We start from the raw sequence: 16,708 nt of genomic DNA on the forward strand, positions 1-16,708 counted from the left end.
AAAGTTATGAATCATAATAAACACAAAAAAGGCTGGATTCTTTTATTCTTATGTCCGCCATTGATTTTACTGGGCGTTACATGGATTGTCATGTCCCTTTGGAATTGCTTGCTTCCTGATATTTTAGGCGTGAAATCAATCACCTATTGGCAGGCAATGGGAATTTTGGTTTTGAGTAAGATCCTGTTTGGAGGTTTCCATTTTGGAAAAGGGGTGAGAGATTTTAAGGAAAGAAAAATGAGGGAGAAAATGGAAGGACTTTCTCCGGAAGAAAGAGAAAAATTTAAAGAAGTATGGAGAGACAGATGTTCAGGAGGGTTCTTTAACAGAAACAACGGATAATTTAAAAATTTTAAGAAGTAGTAAAGTAAAATTGAAATTCATCCGTCTATATAAAAAACAAGAAGTAGTAAAATTTAAAATTTTGAAAAAATGAAAAATTCAGCATTAAAAGGAGCTCTTGGAGCACTTGCCGTTGTGGGCGTGGCATTGGCTGCCAAAAAAATAGCACAGAGAAAAAGATTTATGAAAGGTATTTTTAGCGAATACGGAATCAAAGAAAGATCGCCTTTCGGTCTTGCAGATAAGATCAGAGAAATGGACGATGAGCAGTATTAGGAATTGAAGGGTAAATTCAAAAAAGAATTCACTTCAAGATGTTGCAGAAAAGACAATACCGTAGAAGCATAAGAAGTAAATAACTCAATTGAAATTGTTTAATTCCGGCGCGGGAAGCAAAGCTTCCCGCGCCGGAATTTTTTTTGTCACCTTTGCTGGTGGCTGAAGCTCTCGAAGCTACCAGAGGAATACATCATACTTTGATCCCTGCCGAGTGAAACACCATTGTAATAAAAGAAGTTACATCTACAACATCTTAGCCATCATTAAATTATAGTATTTGTGAAAACATTTGTGTTAAAAAACGAATAATTACAACTAAAAAACCTCGGATTTTACTGAAACATTCCCCTAAAGAATAAACCCCAAAAAAAATAATTCCTTATTTTTGCATAGCTTAATGAAAGATTACTACTATTTTCTCGGGATTACACCGGATGCTTCAGAAGAAGACATCAAGAAAGTCTATAGAAAGCTATCGTTAAAATACCATCCTGATAAGAATGACAACGATGATTTCTTTGCGGGACGTTTTCGCGAAATTCAGGAAGCCTATGAAATTTTGAGTGATTCTGAAAGGAGGCGTACCTACGACCAGAATTTAGAGAACCATCAGAAAAGTTTCAGATATAATATTCCACCGAGTATTAAAACATTTACGGCGAATAAAATTCATGCAAAAAAAGGAGAGGAGATCATCATTAACTGGCAGACGAGCAATGCTGATGTGGTGAAAGTACTGCCTTTCGGTTTGGAAAAACCTTTTGGAGAAAGGATCTTTAAGATCACAGAATTTAAGGACGGGAAATTTCAGTTATTGCTTCATGTAACGAATTCTCTCCTTCACAAAACGGTAGTTCAGGGAATTACCATTACTGAAGTTTTTGAGAACGATAGTGCTCAGTTCAAAAGCAGTGTGGAGGAAATGTTTAAGCCTAAGCCCCGAACAAGAATGAACAGATCCGGCCAGCCAAAGATCATGATGCTGATCTGGGGAATTATTATTTTGGCGTTGGCGGTATATTTTTTATTCAGGAATTTCGGCTAGTTAAGCCATCTTTTTTCTTCCCGGACATTTTTTACATCTTTTCCCTTTCTTGAACTTCTTACAGCAAGATTTCTTTTCACAATACATATCTTCATTATTAAATGCAAATACAGGAGCTAAAGGCGGTACTTTAAATGGGACAATCATATTCATGTTGCAAATATATTAATTTAGAATAAATATAATTAATAAAATTTCATAAAAGTTACAATGCCTGTTGATCAGTAAGTTCAATACCTATTGAGAGCCTTTTTTTGATGGGAAAAGTAAATTTTTTCGTTTGTATAATTTCCGAAAATCAATACTGATTAAGTCCAAAAAAGTGAAAGATTATATGATTGGCTACCAGTCTAAAGTGAACTTTCTGATTCTTGAGGGAAAATGATAAGATTTCCGTGGATAAACGATCATATAGATGTTGATAAATTTTACATATTATTTAGGCAAATGATGAATCGGACTGTTGATTTAACAAATAATATGCGATAGGGTCACAAAAGAGGCTTCTTCAATTTTAATCAATAAACAGATTTCATTTCAATTTTTTTAGAACTGATATGATATTTTCGTTATTGTTTCGGCAATTTTGAACTCTTGTACAGTCGTTTAAAAAATTGTAATTTTACGAATCTTTTTTACAAACAAAATCTAATAAATAAAAATGAATACAGAACAGTTTGTGAGCCGTCACATTTCCCTTAATGAAGCCGATAAACAGGCAATGTTGGAAAGGTTAGGCGTTTCAAGTATTGAAGAACTAATTTCTCAGACCATTCCTTCTTCTATCCGATTAGAGAAAGACCTTGAGATCTCTGCACCGCTTTCAGAATACGAAATGCTGAACCATTCGAAAGATTTGGCATCGAAGAATACTGATTATACGAGCTACATTGGTTTTGGATACCACAATACACTTTTGCCATCAGCTATTCAGAGAAATATCTTTGAAAATCCTAGCTGGTATACGGCGTATACTCCTTATCAGGCTGAAATTGCACAGGGAAGACTGGAAGCTCTTCTTAATTTCCAGACGGTAGTATGTGACCTTACAGGATTTGGGCTGGCTAACGCTTCTCTTTTAGATGAATCTACAGCCGCTGCCGAAGCAATGCACATGTTCTTTAACAACAGAACAAAGGACCAGAAAAAGGCCAATGCAAACAAATTCTTCGTTTCCGATCTTGTTTTACCTCAAACCGTTTCAGTTTTAAAAACTAAAGCTGAAGGTTTAGCGATCGAAATCGTAGAAGGTGATCACAAAACACACCAGTTGGACGAGAGCTATTATGGTGTTTTATTACAGTATCCAGGTAAAAACGGTATCGTTTTAGACTATACAGAAGATATTGTAGACTATAAAAAATTAGATTTGCAGGTGGTTGTAGCTTGTGATCCGATGGCTTTGGTGAAACTGAAATCTCCGGCTTCCATGGGTGCTGACTGTGCCGTTGGAACTTCACAGAGATTTGGGATTCCATTAGGGTACGGAGGACCTCACGCAGCATTTTTCTCTTGCAGAGAAGATTACAAAAGAGATATTCCGGGAAGAATCATCGGGGTTTCTCAGGATATGTACGGAAAACGAGCATTGAGAATGGCGCTTCAGACCAGAGAGCAGCACATCAAAAGAGAAAGAGCCACTTCCAATATCTGTACAGCACAGGTACTTCTTGCGGTAATGGCAGGAATGTATGCAGTTTATCACGGTCCAAAAGGATTAAACTATATCGCTGACCAGATCCACTTTAAAGCCAACGCTTTGAAAAACGGTCTTAAAGCATTAGGTTACCAGACCGTTGAAGAACCTATCTTCGATACGGTGAAAATCACCATGAGTGAAGATGAAAAAGGAAGATTGATGAGAATGATGCTTGATCACAGACTTAATCTGAATTATTTCACAGAAGGTGTGGTAAGCATTGCGGTCAACGAAAGTACAACATTGGAGAAATTAAATTATCTGATGGCTTCTTTCGCTCAGTTTAAAGACAAGCAGACTTTCAAATTAGAATTAAAAGAAGGATATAGCATTCCGGAAGAATTGTTGAGAAAAGACGAAATTCTTACGGAGCAGGTATTCAACAAATACCATACGGAGACAGAATTGATGCGTTACATCAAGCGTCTTGAAAGAAAAGACTTATCGTTAACGCATTCAATGATTTCTCTTGGTTCTTGTACCATGAAACTGAACGCTGCTACTCAAATGTTGCCGCTTTCTTGGGATAACTGGGGAGCTGTTCATCCATTTGTGCCGGTGGACCAAGCTGGAGGGTATCAGGAAATGATCAGAGAATTGGAAAAAGATTTAGCTGAAATCACTGGTTTCGCAGGAACTTCTCTTCAGCCAAACTCTGGAGCTCAGGGAGAGTATGCAGGATTAATGGTGATCAGAGAATATCACATTTCAAGAGGTGAAGGCCACAGAAATGTAGTATTGATCCCTCAATCTGCACACGGAACCAACCCGGCTTCTGCAGCAATGGCAGGAATGAAAATTGTTGTGGTTAAAAATCTTGAAAGCGGAGAAATTGATTTCGAAGATTTAAAAGCTAAAACAGAACAGAATTCTGAAAACTTATCTTGCGTAATGATTACTTATCCGTCAACTTACGGATTCTTTGACGCGAATATTAAAGAAATTACAAGCTTGATCCACGAGCACGGTGGACAGGTATATATGGACGGTGCCAATATGAACGCTCAGGTAGGATTCACAAGTCCTGGAAACATCGGAGCAGACGTATGTCACCTGAACTTACACAAAACTTTCGCGATTCCTCACGGAGGTGGAGGTCCTGGAGTAGGTCCAATCTGTGTGGCTAAGCACCTGGTTCCTTTCCTTCCTTCCAATGCGAATATCAGAATCGGTTCTAAAGAAGCGATCGAAGGTATTTCTGCTGCACCTTATGGTTCAGGTCTGATCCTAAACATTTCTTATTCTTACATCAAGATGTTAGGAACAGATGGATTGAAAAAAGCAACAGGGCATGCGATCATGAATGCTAATTACCTTAAAGAAATTTTAGCAGAGCATTTCCCGATCTTATATTCAAACGAGAGTGGAAGAGTAGCTCACGAATGTATCGTAGACTTCCGTCAGTTCAAAACGTTAGGAATTGAAGTGGCTGATGTGGCGAAGAGACTAATGGACTATGGATTCCATGCACCAACCGTTTCTTTCCCTGTGGCAGGGACATTAATGATCGAGCCTACAGAATCTGAAAGCAAGTCTGAAATCGACCGTTTTGCAGAAGCATTAATCTCCATCAAAAAAGAGATTGATGAGATTGCTAACGGAGAAGCAGATCAGGCCAACAACGTACTTAAAAACGCTCCTCACACAGAGCAACTGGTGATCTCGGATTCTTGGGATAAACCATACAGCAGAGAAAAGGCAGCTTATCCATTGGAGTGGGTAAGAGACCACAAATTCTTCGCTTCCGTATCCAGAGTTGATGAAGCTTACGGAGACAGAAACCTGGTTTGTACTTGTGAGCCGATTGAAGCTTATATGTAATTAGAATGTTTTTCTATCTATAAAAAATCCCTCTCAAAACTGAGAGGGATTTTTGTTTTTACGGATAGAAAACGAGTGCTTTTTCATCTTATTAATTCGTTAAATGATCCTTTGAACTATAAACCTTTTTCCATTTTGCAATGGTATTTCTGCTGATTTTAAAATGGTTGGACACTTGGGTGTTATTAAGCATATTTATTCTTTGATATTCTAATATCTTGTAAACAGCATCTTTATCGTAAGATTTATGCTTCTGATTGAATGAGTCATCTTCCTTTCCGGTATGGCCAAAAATTATATTTTCCAGCATGATCACATCCAGAACACTAATACAATCTTTAGACAAAATATTTTTGCATTTTGCTTTTTTTTGAGGATATCTTTTTACAATCATATCCAGATAGATTTTTTTGTAGTCAGGTTGTCCTAATTTTCTATTTTGTATTTGCTGATCCATTTGTATAGTGTGGTTTTGGGAATTTTATATTCATTAATGATTTCCTGCCTGGTTTTTTCTTGCGTTTTTATTAAACTGATAATAAAATTGATCACTTCTTTTGTGTAGATACTTTTTCTAAACTCTGGTAAGACCGAGGAATTTTCCAATGTTCTTTTTCCTGAGGAAGGAGGAGCATATAAAATCAAATGCTGGCTGTACAGCCTGAAAAAATCATACTTTAACAGTTTTGACCAACGGAGCAGTATGTCCGAATCCAAAGATGAAGCAGCATACATTCTCAGAACCTCCTCTTCTTCTTTTTTCAGAAAACTGCAGATTCTCTCCATGGGAATATTTAATTCATTGACTTTTATTTCAATGTATTGACCAATGTTTATTTCTTTTAGGTTTGTATTCATACATATGTTATTTAAATCTTTAGAGACGGACTTTATGATTTAGTTTAACGCTATTACACTGATTCTTGCCTTAAAAGCCTGAGCATCCGAAGCAGTAGCACCCCCATATCCAGATGCTATGGGATCAGTATTAAAACTGGTTGTATTAACCCAGCTTTTGGCCTGCAGCTTTATGGTATGGCTCCCTGCTGGGAAATTGCTTATTACTTTTTGTGTTGTAGAATAATTTCCAAGTCTAACCAAACCGGATGGAGCATCTGCACTGGAATAATAACTTGATATGGTTTTAACACCATCTACAATCAAATCGATACTCCCCTGAACAGGAGCTGCTGCAGCATTGGGTAAAGGAAGAGCACTATACGTTATCAATGCTGTTGTGGTACCAGTGGTTGTAAAGGTGAGGGTGGCTCCGTTAATATCAGCGGTGACATTTTGTGCGATAGTTTGCGGGGTTGTACCAATAGCTTCCTTTATCAATTGTATAGATCCTGCTGCCGCTACAACCGTTTTTAAAACACCGGCAGCATCAGCAACCACGATTCTGTCTGTTGCAGTACCTATGTTACTGTTAATATTACGAACACGAACGTTCCCTGTAGCAACATCTAAGGTTTCAGTGGGTGTGGTTGTATTAATTCCCACATTTCCAGTTTGAGAATAAGCAACGAATGGTAATATGAGTAAAATTGCAAATATTATATTTTTCATAATACTATTTTTTATAAGTTAATATTGGACAAGAGTTTCATTAAGGTTTCCAGAAAGACCATACTGTTCCGTTGAAAACAGCCAGCTGGTGTTTCACATTATCATAGACGATCATTCCTGCTGAAGGGCTAATGATGTTCAAATGCGGGCTGTCTGCTTTGGGAAGGATCATTGCCTTGTTGGTATCTGTTAATGCCAAAATACCTGAGGTAGCATCTGTGGCAGCATTGGTTCCTATTGCCGTTTTAGCAGGGGCTTTTTCAACAAGTGGGTCCTGTAATGTGGTATTCACAGTTCCTGTTGTATCTATACTCAGGTCAAACCAGCTTCCGTTTTTGCGATATTTTACCTTTTTATCGGTGATATCATAAATGATGGTTCCGTCTACAGCTCCTGTTACTGAAGCTGCAGAAGTTACCCAGGGCAATAACAGTCCCTTATTTCCTGTTCCGAATTCTAAAGAAACAGAAGTATTGGTAACGGAACTCTTGCCTATTGCCACCTGTGAAGAAACACAGGCGGAAATAACAGTAAATATTGGTATGAATATTTTTTTCATTTTAAATTGATTTTAATAGTATAATTTATTAATCCGGACATGTTTGTGTATTGAAACATTGCCAGCTGAATGAAGTCCCGTTGTCGGTTGTGGTATAGATTTTTAAACAGTCTGCTTCTTCATCATACACCATCATCCCTTCCACAGGAGTAGCAATAGCATTTACCTGAGCTGTTGTCGGAATCCTGTTGACTACAAATCCTTTGGTTTTGGCTTCCAGTGCGGTCCAGGCTCCTTTACGAACCATCGGCCAGTTGCCGTTGTCGGCTCCTGCTCTTCCCAATGCGGTAATGCCGTGTTTGGTATCCAGTACGGTTCCTGTTGTTGCTGCTGGTTTGTAGCAAGCCAAATTTGTAATTTGGATAGGATTCGGACAAACCCTATGCTCGTTATTAAGGCCGCCAGTTGAAGCAGAATATCCAACAATAACATTTGGGTCGCCTCCAAAATCCAAAGCAATAATGTCTCTTGTAATGTTATATATCACTACTCCATCAAAAGTAACCTTGAAATTTGTAGTTATCGGATTCCATTCTACCAAAACATCATGCCAATTTCCATCTTTTAATCCTCCGCTTATCTCAAAATCGGAGGTTCCCGGTACAATACCTGTTGCATTATAGTCCCCATTTCGATGTAAAGATAAATGGTCTCCTGCAGGATCGTTAGTCCCTAAATCTGTATTAGAGTAGCTGTCAAATTCCAAAGCTAAAGAAGGAGTAATATCTCCATAACCGAGACCTCTACCAATTGCTCCATTAGAAGCACTTCCTACCCCTCTTATTACATACGCCATACCATCTGCTCCTGAAAGATTATTGCCAAGATTTACCCTAAATGGATGGACAAAAGTATTATTTAAGTTATAAGTTATAGGTGTCCAGGCGCTTCCATACTCGTTATTAATTGCTTCTGTAAGTCGAATATTTCCTGAGTTTATTACCGCATCTCCAAATAAGGAGTATTCTGAAATACCACCACAGATATAAACAGCGAGCGTAGCAGGATTTGATATTACATTGGCACAAATATAGTCTGATTGTGTAATGACAACTCTATACTTATAGCCATTCAGGCCTATTGTCGCTCCCGTAATTGATAACGTCGCTGTATTAGCCCCAGAATATAACCCGCCATTGGATATATCAGAATACGTAATACCATTATCAATACTTACTTGCCATTGATAATTTGTGATTCCAGATCCCACCATTGTGATAACACTAAAAGTAGTATTGGTGCCGGATTGAACGGTTCTATTAACTGGCTGTGTACTAATGGTACTTGAAGAGCCTACGGTTTGAGAACTTCCTATACTTTGTCCACCACTTACAATGGTGGGAACTCCATTTGCATCTACTGTATTTCCTAAATTTTGCAACACCGCCTGATTGTATGTTCCGGAAGTAGGAGTGACTGCAGGATTGGTTCCGTTTCCTCCTTGTAAGGTTCCTCCTGATGCAACTAAGTTTGAAAGAGGTAAATTATTGCCACCTTCTACTGCATCCGGACAACCGTCGTTATCACTATCTAAATCTAAATAATCTGCAATCCCGTCTCCATCTGTATCTCTGTGATTACAATAAGTAATTGTATTCCGCGAAATACTTATGAGACCTCTTCCGGCATTAAGGGCTCCTGAGCCGGCAGTACTTGTAAATGCAGTATAGTCCCAAGTATACGCGGTACCATAATTTACTGCTAAGGGCAATGTAGTAGCTCCAGCCGCAGGATTTACCGTGTTTTGAAGCTGCATTTTGGCATAATAACCGTTAGGTAATGCTGTGGCTGGAAGAGTCGCATTAAAGTTTGAAAATAAATTTAGCGGAGTATTACTACTGTATGAAGATAAACCTGTAACAGCCGGCAAATTCCCTATGGTTGTGGTAAAAGTTCCTAATTGGGTGATTCTGTTGGTACTAAGCAGATACCTAAACCAGCCATCAGGTGTACTTGGTGACGCTCCGCTGGCATTCTCAGTAGTGGTATTATTGCCGGGTAATCCCGTGTATAAAGGTACAACAGTAGGAACAATCGAAAAAGTGGTGGCGTTACTGCCAAATGACTCCCAGGTGTGATTCTGAAGACTTACAGAATTATTAAAATCAGAATAGGTAAAGGGAACATTAAAATTATTTCCTAATGACGCAACAGCAGTACCGGAGGTAAGACTATACACCAAATTAAAAGTTCCGCCGTTGGCACCAAAAGTAGCTCCGGCAAGTGTAGAAGCCATATTTAAAGTATAAACCGACTGGGTGGTACAATACCCTTCTGCGGTATCTAAAATACCATCGTTATCATCGTCCAAATCAGTAGTATCAGGAACACCATCTCCGTCTGTATCTGTGTCTGTTACAACTAAACACTGGGGAACCATACCCGAAGTATCCAGAGTTGGGGATGTAGCAGGAACGGTAATATTTGAAGCACTGTTTGTGAAGGCAGACTGATTGCTTGCGCACGTTGCGTTAAGCTGTCCGGGTACATTGGTAATGTCTACTTTTATGGTTGCACTTTGTCCCGGGGCTAATACTAAACCGGCAATAGTAACCGTTCCGGAACCCGCAGCAGCAGTAATTGTGCCTCCCGTTCCTCCTGTAATACTAGCGTTAGGAGTCGCCGCAACTATTATGCTGCTTGGCAGATTATCCGTAAAAGAAATGGTCTGCGGAATTGCATCCGATGCAGTATTGGTTACCGTCCACGCATAAGTACTGGTGCCGCCGTCACTAATGGTAGCCGGAGATACTGTTTTTGTAAGTATTGGAGGTACGGCGATATCAATAGAAACAAAATAAGAACCGCTTATCAATATATCTGCATTTGTGCCCTGTTGTTGAAGGGTTACACTGATAGGAGTAGCTGAAGGAGCTAAAATTCCTGTCGCATCAAAAATATCCGCATCATAATCATAGGATTCAGAAGCACCAAATAGGTGTCCTGCACTAATAGGATTACGTCTGACATAATTGCCTACGGGAACGGCTACTCCATCAGCAAGCACATTATTATTGCTGCCCCAGGCAATCGAGCTGTTTAAGGCATCGTTGGTAGCACCTGTCATAGGATCTTTAAGTGCAGTTAATGCAGTAGCAGTCTTCCCAAAATTTAAGAAATCTGAAAACCCTCTGTCTCCATAAGTTCCTGTAACCCCCACAACAGCTTTTACAGTGCCAACGGGCGGAACTTTTATTCCCGGAATTGTTGTGCTTATGGTTGTATTAGTGAAATATTGCCAATTATCAGCTACTGTAACGTTTCTGAATTTTGAATTTGGATTTTTATAGACCACAATGATAGACCAGCCTCCCATATCATATGGAGCAGGAAGAGGATCAGCCAAAAAATAACGTCCCGCAGCTCCACCGGCTGCTGTACTTACATATCCGGCAGCAGGTATCATCGAAGTGATGTCCCAAATCATCTGACCAGTGGGCCAGTCGGATGGGAGTGTAGTTCTATTAGCAATACTGGTCGCCGAAGTTAATGTGGTGTAGGCTGCTGTACCCGGAACTTTTAGCTTTACGGAAGTAAAAGAAGGAGGATCATTAGTAAAGTCATCTTTTTCTATAGATAAATACGCTTTTTCAATGGTAGATCCTGCAGGCAGAATCAGATCTGCCGAAGTAGATCGGGTAGTAGTAGCATCTCCATCTATATCCGGTGTTAACCTTGGTGAGCCTGTATTGCTGGTACTATAGTACCAGGAATTACCGATTATCGTAGCACCTCCCTTTATATCTTGGGTGTAACGTACAACAGTCTGGGACCAGAATAAAACTGAACTAAAGAGAAGCAATACCGAAAGGCGTTTTCTTAAATAATTATTTTTTTTCATCAGTGTTTAATTTAAAATGTGTTTGTACAAAAGAAGATCAGAGAAATACCTATCTGAATTAAATATTATGTATTTCCCATTTTAATAATGTCACTAAAAAAGTGTATTAAAAGGCTTATTAAGGTATGGTTACAGAGCTTGTCTGTCCATTAATTGTTAAAGTCAATGTACGGGTAGTATTGTTGAAGCTCATGTTATAGGCTACTATATCAGATGATCCCTGAAATGTCCCGCTGGGTGTAGTTATCGTGGAGGTCATCTGATTTCCGCTGCGAACAAGTGTGTTACTTATAACCCCGGAACCTAGCCCTGAATTAAATTTTACCCATACTGCTCCATCAAAATAATAATAACCCGAAGATGTCACATTTACTGTTTGTCCCGATGGAGTAGTATCAGCAGAGGTTGCATATATCAATGCTCCGGTTTGTGCTGCAGTGTAAACTTTTGGACTTAATTGATTTCCTGTAATTCTTGGAGCAATGATGCCGTCTAATACACCAGGAACAAGAGGTTTTCCTACAACATCTAAAGTTGCTTGTGGCGTAGGTGTTGCAATTCCTATTTTACCATTGTCTCCATAGATCCAATTACCAATATTCAGTTGATTAGATCCTGTATTTGAAATATTGGGTTGTACATTGTATCCTATAAAAATATTATTATCACCTTGTTTTAAATTTTGTCCTGCAGAGCTACCTATTGCAGTATTTTGCAAACCCGTCGTATTACCTAATATGGCATATTTACCTATAGCTGTATTATCAGAACCTAAATTTGCTGCCATTGAATAGTTGCCTACTGCTACATTATTAGTACCCGTAATATTTTGACTCAAAGCTGATACACCTATAGCTAGATTGTCAAAAGCAGCTGTGTTATTGCTCAAAGCCTGATTTCCTATAGCAATATTTAGCGCACCCGTTGTATTTGAAGTTAGTGCTCTATCGCCGATAGCAACATTATTAAAGGCTGTTATATTGGCTGATAACGCCTGATTTCCTAAGGCAATATTGTGACCACCTTGTGTATTTGCTCCCAAAGCCTGTTGACCAATAGCAACATTATTAAAGCCTACTGTATTGGATGACAAAGACTGCTGTCCAATAGCAATATTGTTTGTTCCTGTGCCAACCGAAGTCCCATTACTTCCTACACCGGCATCTTGTGAGATGTGATTGTTAGTCCCTATAAAACGTACATCAGCAAGTGGTGGATTGCCCAGTAATATCCATTTAGAACCATCATTATAATATAAGGCGGGTACAACATCTCCTGTAGTAAGTGTATTATAGACAACCATTCCTGCAACATGTGTACTTAATGGAGAGGGTGAGCTGGTAGATGTCAAAGCAATACGGGGTGGTAAAAATCCTTTGTTGGCAGATACGACATCCAATACCGCATCTGGATTTGGAGTACTTGTGTTGATTCCTACTTGAGCTGAAAGTATCGAACCCGAAATAATACAGATAGCTGTAAAAAATAATTTTTTCATCTTTTAATGTTTTTAAAATTTAATCATTTGTTTTTCTGGAGCAAAGTAATTACATGAAATGCAATTGATCATCAATTATAAAGACACATTCATATTACATGAAAAAAAATAACGTTACATATATATAACATCTGATGTTTTTAATTGATAATCAGAGTTTTGTATGCGGATAAAATTGACGTAAAAGTTGATATATTCTATGCAGTCAGTGCCCAAACAATTATACTTTTGTACTTATAGTTATTGAATTTCACAGACTGTCATAAAAATTGTATCTTTATTAAGAAGACTTCCGTTGGAACTTTTAGAGAGACAGATACATTACATGCAGCATTTTCTGAGTATTTATAAACTATTTTATAAAAACACAACGATGAATATTTCTAATGCCTTACAATTTTTTTTGGTCAGCTTTTGTATAAGTCTGTTTTCCTGTGGTTATTCACAGGGCCGGAATGAAAAAAAGATAGACAGTTTACAAGCCTATGGAAGTGTTACCTTAAGAGAAAAAGGTGAGTATCAAAAACTGATCTTGCTGAATCAGCAAATAATTCGCGAATCGGAAAAAATCAATCATCCAAAAGGGATTACCAAAGGATATATTAATATAGCCAATGCTTTATTTTTATTGGGAAACTATAAGGAAAGCTTACGCTTTCTGAAATTGGCTGAAAAGCAAGATTATTTACAACATGATTATCGTCTTTTAGATGCATTATATATAGAGTATGGCAAAATATACGATCAAGTAGGTTTCTATACAAAAGCTGATGAAAGTTTTGATAAAGCTATACAGTATGCTAAAAAAATAAATGACAAAGATTCTTTAAAAAATAACAGCCTTGGGTATGTATATTGTTGGAAGGCGTTAAGTACAAAGATTAAGAAACTTCCCGATTCGGCACTATACTATTTACATAAAGCTTATAAAGCAGAACCAGTTCCTTCAACTGCCGTCAATATATCACAGAAATATCTGGAATTGAATAATATAGACTCTGCGGAATTTTATGTAAAAGAGGCCTGGAAGAAAATTATTGTCAATCCTGATCTGAAATACCATAAGGCAGCGGCTCTTTGGGGATTTGCCGATATTTACTTACGGAAAAAACAATTCGAAAAGGCCTTGGACTATTATCAGCAGTCTTTTGAAATTTATCGGCAGATGGACAGAAAAGAAGATATGCGGACACTTTATCAGAAAATGTCTGCTACATATGACAGCCTTAAACAACCTGAGAAATCTAAAGAATATCTGACAAAATATACTGTTTTGAACGACAGTCTCAATACCACACAAAAACAGGTACTTAATATATCTGTAGATGGTTTTTTAAACGAACAGGAACAAAAAAACAAATCTTCTCAGCACAAGCTGTATTATATTATGGGTAGTATAACTGTTATTGGGGTTATACTGGGTTTTTTGGGTTTTCAGTTTTATAAAAGAAGAAAAAAAGAGGAAAAAGTAGAAATATATGATCTTGAGCAAAAAATAAACGTAGCATATGATGAGGTAGTACAGCTTGCTAAAAATAATGATCCCGCTTTTTTGGGCAAGTTCAGTGAAGTATATCCGAAATTTTGTGATAAGCTCTTAAAAATAAACCCCGGACTCGTAAGCAGCGAGCTGAAATTCTGTGCATTACTTTTCCTCAATTTTTCCACTAAAGAAATAGCAACCTATACGTTTGTGCAACCCGGAGCTGTCAGAATCCGTAAAAACCGTATTCGTAAAAAACTGGATATCCCTTCCGATCAGGACATTAATGTCTGGATGCATGAGCCTAATCAATAAAAGATTTGTTCACTTATCCTCCTAAAACTTTAAAACAAGAGAGATAGTATTTATAATAGCACAATGATGAATATTTTAAATTTTTTTTTGATTACCATTTGTATAAGCCTGTCGTCTTACACTTATTCACAAAATTATAGTGAAAAACAAATAGACAGCTTACAAAACAAGGAAAGCGTTTATCTAAGAGAAAATGGAGAATGCCAAAAAATGATTGTCCTGAACCAACAGATGATCAGGGAATCTGAAAAGATTCATTACTCAAAAGGAATTGCAAAAGGCTATATGAATATTGGCAATGCCTTTTTGATAGTAGGAGATTACCAGAAGAGTCTGCGTTTTTTGAAACTGGCAGAGGAGCAGGATTATTTAAAGCAGGATAATGTTCTTTTAAGTAGTTTATATGTAGAATATGGGAAGATATATGAGCAAATAGGAATTTATAGTAAAGCCAATCAAAGCTTAGATAAAGCCATATATTATGCCCGGAAAAAAAATGATGAAAATTCAAAAAAAATGCTTGGGTATGCATACGGCTGGAAGGCTTTAAGCACAACGATCAATAAAACTCCTGATTCTGCCCTGTATTACTTGCATAAGGCATCGAAAATTGAGCCTCTCCCATCAACCATTATTAATATTTCCCAAATACATTTGAAACTGAACAATATAGATTCGGCAGAATTTTATGCAAAACAGGCATGGAATAAAGTTGCTGCTAATCCTGATCTTAAATTCCACAAAGCAACAGTTATATGGGGGCTTGCAGACATCTGTTTTCAGAAGAAACAATTTGAAAAAGCGTTGGAATATTATCAGCAATCTGCTGAGATGTACCAGGGGCTTAAAAAGAAAGAAGATATGCGTACACTTTATCAGAAGATCTCCGTTACTTATGATAGTCTCAAACGACCTGATAAAGCCAAAGAATATCTTATGAGATACACAGTTCTGAATGACAGCCTGAATGTAGCACAAAAACAGATTTTAAATATTTCCATTGAAGATTTTTTGAATGAACAAGAACAAAAAAACAGATCTTCTCAGCAGAAACTATATTATGTTATTGGCAGTATAACTGTTGTTGGGCTTATACTGGTTTTTTTTGGTTTTCAGTTCTATAAAAAGAGAAAGAAAGAGCAAAAAGTAAAAATATCTGATCTCGAACAGAAAGTAAGTGTAGTGTATGATGAGGTAATGCAGCTTGCTAAAAATAATGATCCCGCATTTTTTGGCAAGTTCCGTGAAGTATATCCGGAATTTTGTGATAAACTGTTGAAAATAAATCCGGGGCTCGTAAACAGTGAGCTGAAATTCTGTGCATTGCTTTTTCTCAATTTCTCCACTAAAGAAATAGCAACCTATACGTATGTACAACCTGGAGCGGTGAGAATCCGTAAAAACCGTATCCGTAAAAAACTGGATATCCCTTCCGATCAGGATATTAATATCTGGATAAATACTCTTATAAATGGAGATTAATGTTTTAATAAAACATTTTTTTAATTTATATGGAAGGATTGATTAGCACAGATCAGTATGTGTGGTAATATAGCTGTCCTGTGGCTTACGTTGGAATTACGAAAAGTCAATAAGGAAAGCAGGGGTGGTTTCTCAGACAAAACTTACCGTTAATCGTCATAGATTATGATATTGAATAGGATCTCAACTGGTGTTCATGGCTAAAGACGTTGATATTACCTTGTATTTTAAGCTGATAAAATAGTAGTATTTATAATAGATAAAAAACGTCCGTCTGGATTCCAAACGGGCGTTTTTTTAATTATTTCTATCCTGTTACCTTCTTCGATAGCTATATGCTACAAGAAGCGCTACGGCCATGGTACCAAAAGTTACCATTGACACTGTTTTAATTGAAATCTCACTGTCTTTCGGCTGTGATGTATCACGATATTGATCACATGAAGTCAGGAATACTACTGTCATGAATAGACAGCTCAAGAGTAATTTTTTAATCATAGGTATATTTGTTTGGTTTTTAATGTTTTACGAGCAAAAAATATACCGGATATTCTATGGGAATGAGAATTCTGTATGCGGTAAATAAGAAATTCTTAGAATAATTAGGATAGGAGGAGTTTTTCAGATTGTTGTCATTAAATGTATTCTATAGGCTGTTATTACAAAGATGAAAATATGGGCTAGACATAAGAAATATTGAGAAAGATAGATCTGAAGCTATGAATAAAACCCCTTCTCAAAACAGAAAAGGGTTTATTGTTGTATACAAAAATAG

General features: G+C 37.4%; 13 protein-coding genes. 6 read left to right on the plus strand and 7 right to left on the minus strand.

What is annotated here, in order from left to right; translation table 11 throughout:
• Nucleotides 1-6 precede the first annotated feature (6 nt).
• The 4 genes from HHL23_RS16095 to gcvP all read left to right on the plus strand — a co-directional run bounded on the left by HHL23_RS16095 (nt 7) and on the right by gcvP (nt 5,186).
• Nucleotides 7-342 (plus strand): hypothetical protein, encoded by a 336-nt coding sequence (locus HHL23_RS16095; protein WP_169235810.1) that lies wholly within the window; start codon nt 7-9, stop codon nt 340-342.
• 90 nt (nt 343-432) lie between these two features.
• Nucleotides 433-618 (plus strand): hypothetical protein, encoded by a 186-nt coding sequence (locus HHL23_RS16100; protein ID WP_228464800.1) that lies wholly within the window; start codon nt 433-435, stop codon nt 616-618.
• Between the two features lie 400 nt (nt 619-1,018).
• Nucleotides 1,019-1,666: a J domain-containing protein gene (locus tag HHL23_RS16105; protein ID WP_169235811.1), complete on the plus strand. Its 648-nt coding sequence runs from the start codon at nt 1,019-1,021 to the stop codon at nt 1,664-1,666.
• Between the two features lie 661 nt (nt 1,667-2,327).
• Nucleotides 2,328-5,186 (plus strand): aminomethyl-transferring glycine dehydrogenase, encoded by a 2,859-nt coding sequence (gene gcvP / locus HHL23_RS16110; RefSeq protein ID WP_169235812.1) that lies wholly within the window; start codon nt 2,328-2,330, stop codon nt 5,184-5,186.
• Nucleotides 5,187-5,277: 91 nt separating this feature from the next.
• On the opposite strand, the gene HHL23_RS16115 is transcribed toward gcvP, so the two are convergent.
• The 6 genes from HHL23_RS16115 to HHL23_RS16140 form a co-directional block, all read right to left on the minus strand.
• On the minus strand, nt 5,278-5,643 hold the full coding sequence (locus HHL23_RS16115; RefSeq protein WP_169235813.1) for a helix-turn-helix domain-containing protein: 366 nt from the start codon (nt 5,641-5,643) through the stop codon (nt 5,278-5,280).
• Nucleotides 5,613-6,044 carry a transposase gene (locus HHL23_RS16120; protein ID WP_169235814.1) on the minus strand — a complete coding sequence of 144 codons (432 nt, stop codon included), beginning with the start codon at nt 6,042-6,044 and terminating at the stop codon, nt 5,613-5,615. Before HHL23_RS16120 ends, HHL23_RS16115 begins: the two co-directional genes overlap by 31 nt.
• Nucleotides 6,045-6,083: 39 nt before the next feature.
• The gene (locus HHL23_RS16125; RefSeq protein ID WP_169235815.1) at nt 6,084-6,755 is read right to left on the minus strand and encodes a hypothetical protein; all 672 of its coding nucleotides are present in this window, start codon (nt 6,753-6,755) and stop codon (nt 6,084-6,086) included.
• Nucleotides 6,756-6,795: 40 nt separating this feature from the next.
• A complete protein-coding gene (locus HHL23_RS16130) occupies nt 6,796-7,314 on the minus strand; it encodes a hypothetical protein (RefSeq protein ID WP_169235816.1) in 519 nt (172 codons plus the stop codon).
• Nucleotides 7,315-7,342: 28 nt separating this feature from the next.
• A complete protein-coding gene (locus HHL23_RS16135; protein WP_169235817.1) occupies nt 7,343-11,155 on the minus strand; it encodes a lectin-like domain-containing protein in 3,813 nt (1,270 codons plus the stop codon).
• 118 nt (nt 11,156-11,273) lie between these two features.
• Nucleotides 11,274-12,653, minus strand: a complete 1,380-nt coding sequence (locus HHL23_RS16140; RefSeq protein WP_169235818.1) for a hypothetical protein — start codon at nt 12,651-12,653, stop codon at nt 11,274-11,276.
• Nucleotides 12,654-13,026: 373 nt separating this feature from the next.
• Here HHL23_RS16140 and HHL23_RS16145 point away from each other — a divergent pair, with 373 nt between their 5' ends.
• Together HHL23_RS16145 and HHL23_RS16150 are read left to right on the plus strand one after the other, a co-directional pair.
• Entirely contained in the window at nt 13,027-14,451 is a 1,425-nt protein-coding gene (locus HHL23_RS16145; RefSeq protein ID WP_169235819.1) for a tetratricopeptide repeat protein, read from the plus strand.
• Between the two features lie 210 nt (nt 14,452-14,661).
• Complete coding sequence (locus HHL23_RS16150) at nt 14,662-15,933, plus strand: tetratricopeptide repeat protein (RefSeq protein WP_169235820.1); 1,272 nt, start codon at nt 14,662-14,664, stop codon at nt 15,931-15,933.
• A gap of 315 nt (nt 15,934-16,248) precedes the next feature.
• On the opposite strand, the gene HHL23_RS16155 is transcribed toward HHL23_RS16150, so the two are convergent.
• Nucleotides 16,249-16,413, minus strand: coding sequence for a hypothetical protein (locus tag HHL23_RS16155; protein ID WP_169235821.1), 165 nt, complete (start codon nt 16,411-16,413; stop codon nt 16,249-16,251).
• Nucleotides 16,414-16,708 lie beyond the last annotated feature (295 nt).

Source organism: Chryseobacterium antibioticum, assembly GCF_012927325.1.
GTDB lineage: Bacteria > Bacteroidota > Bacteroidia > Flavobacteriales > Weeksellaceae > Chryseobacterium > Chryseobacterium antibioticum.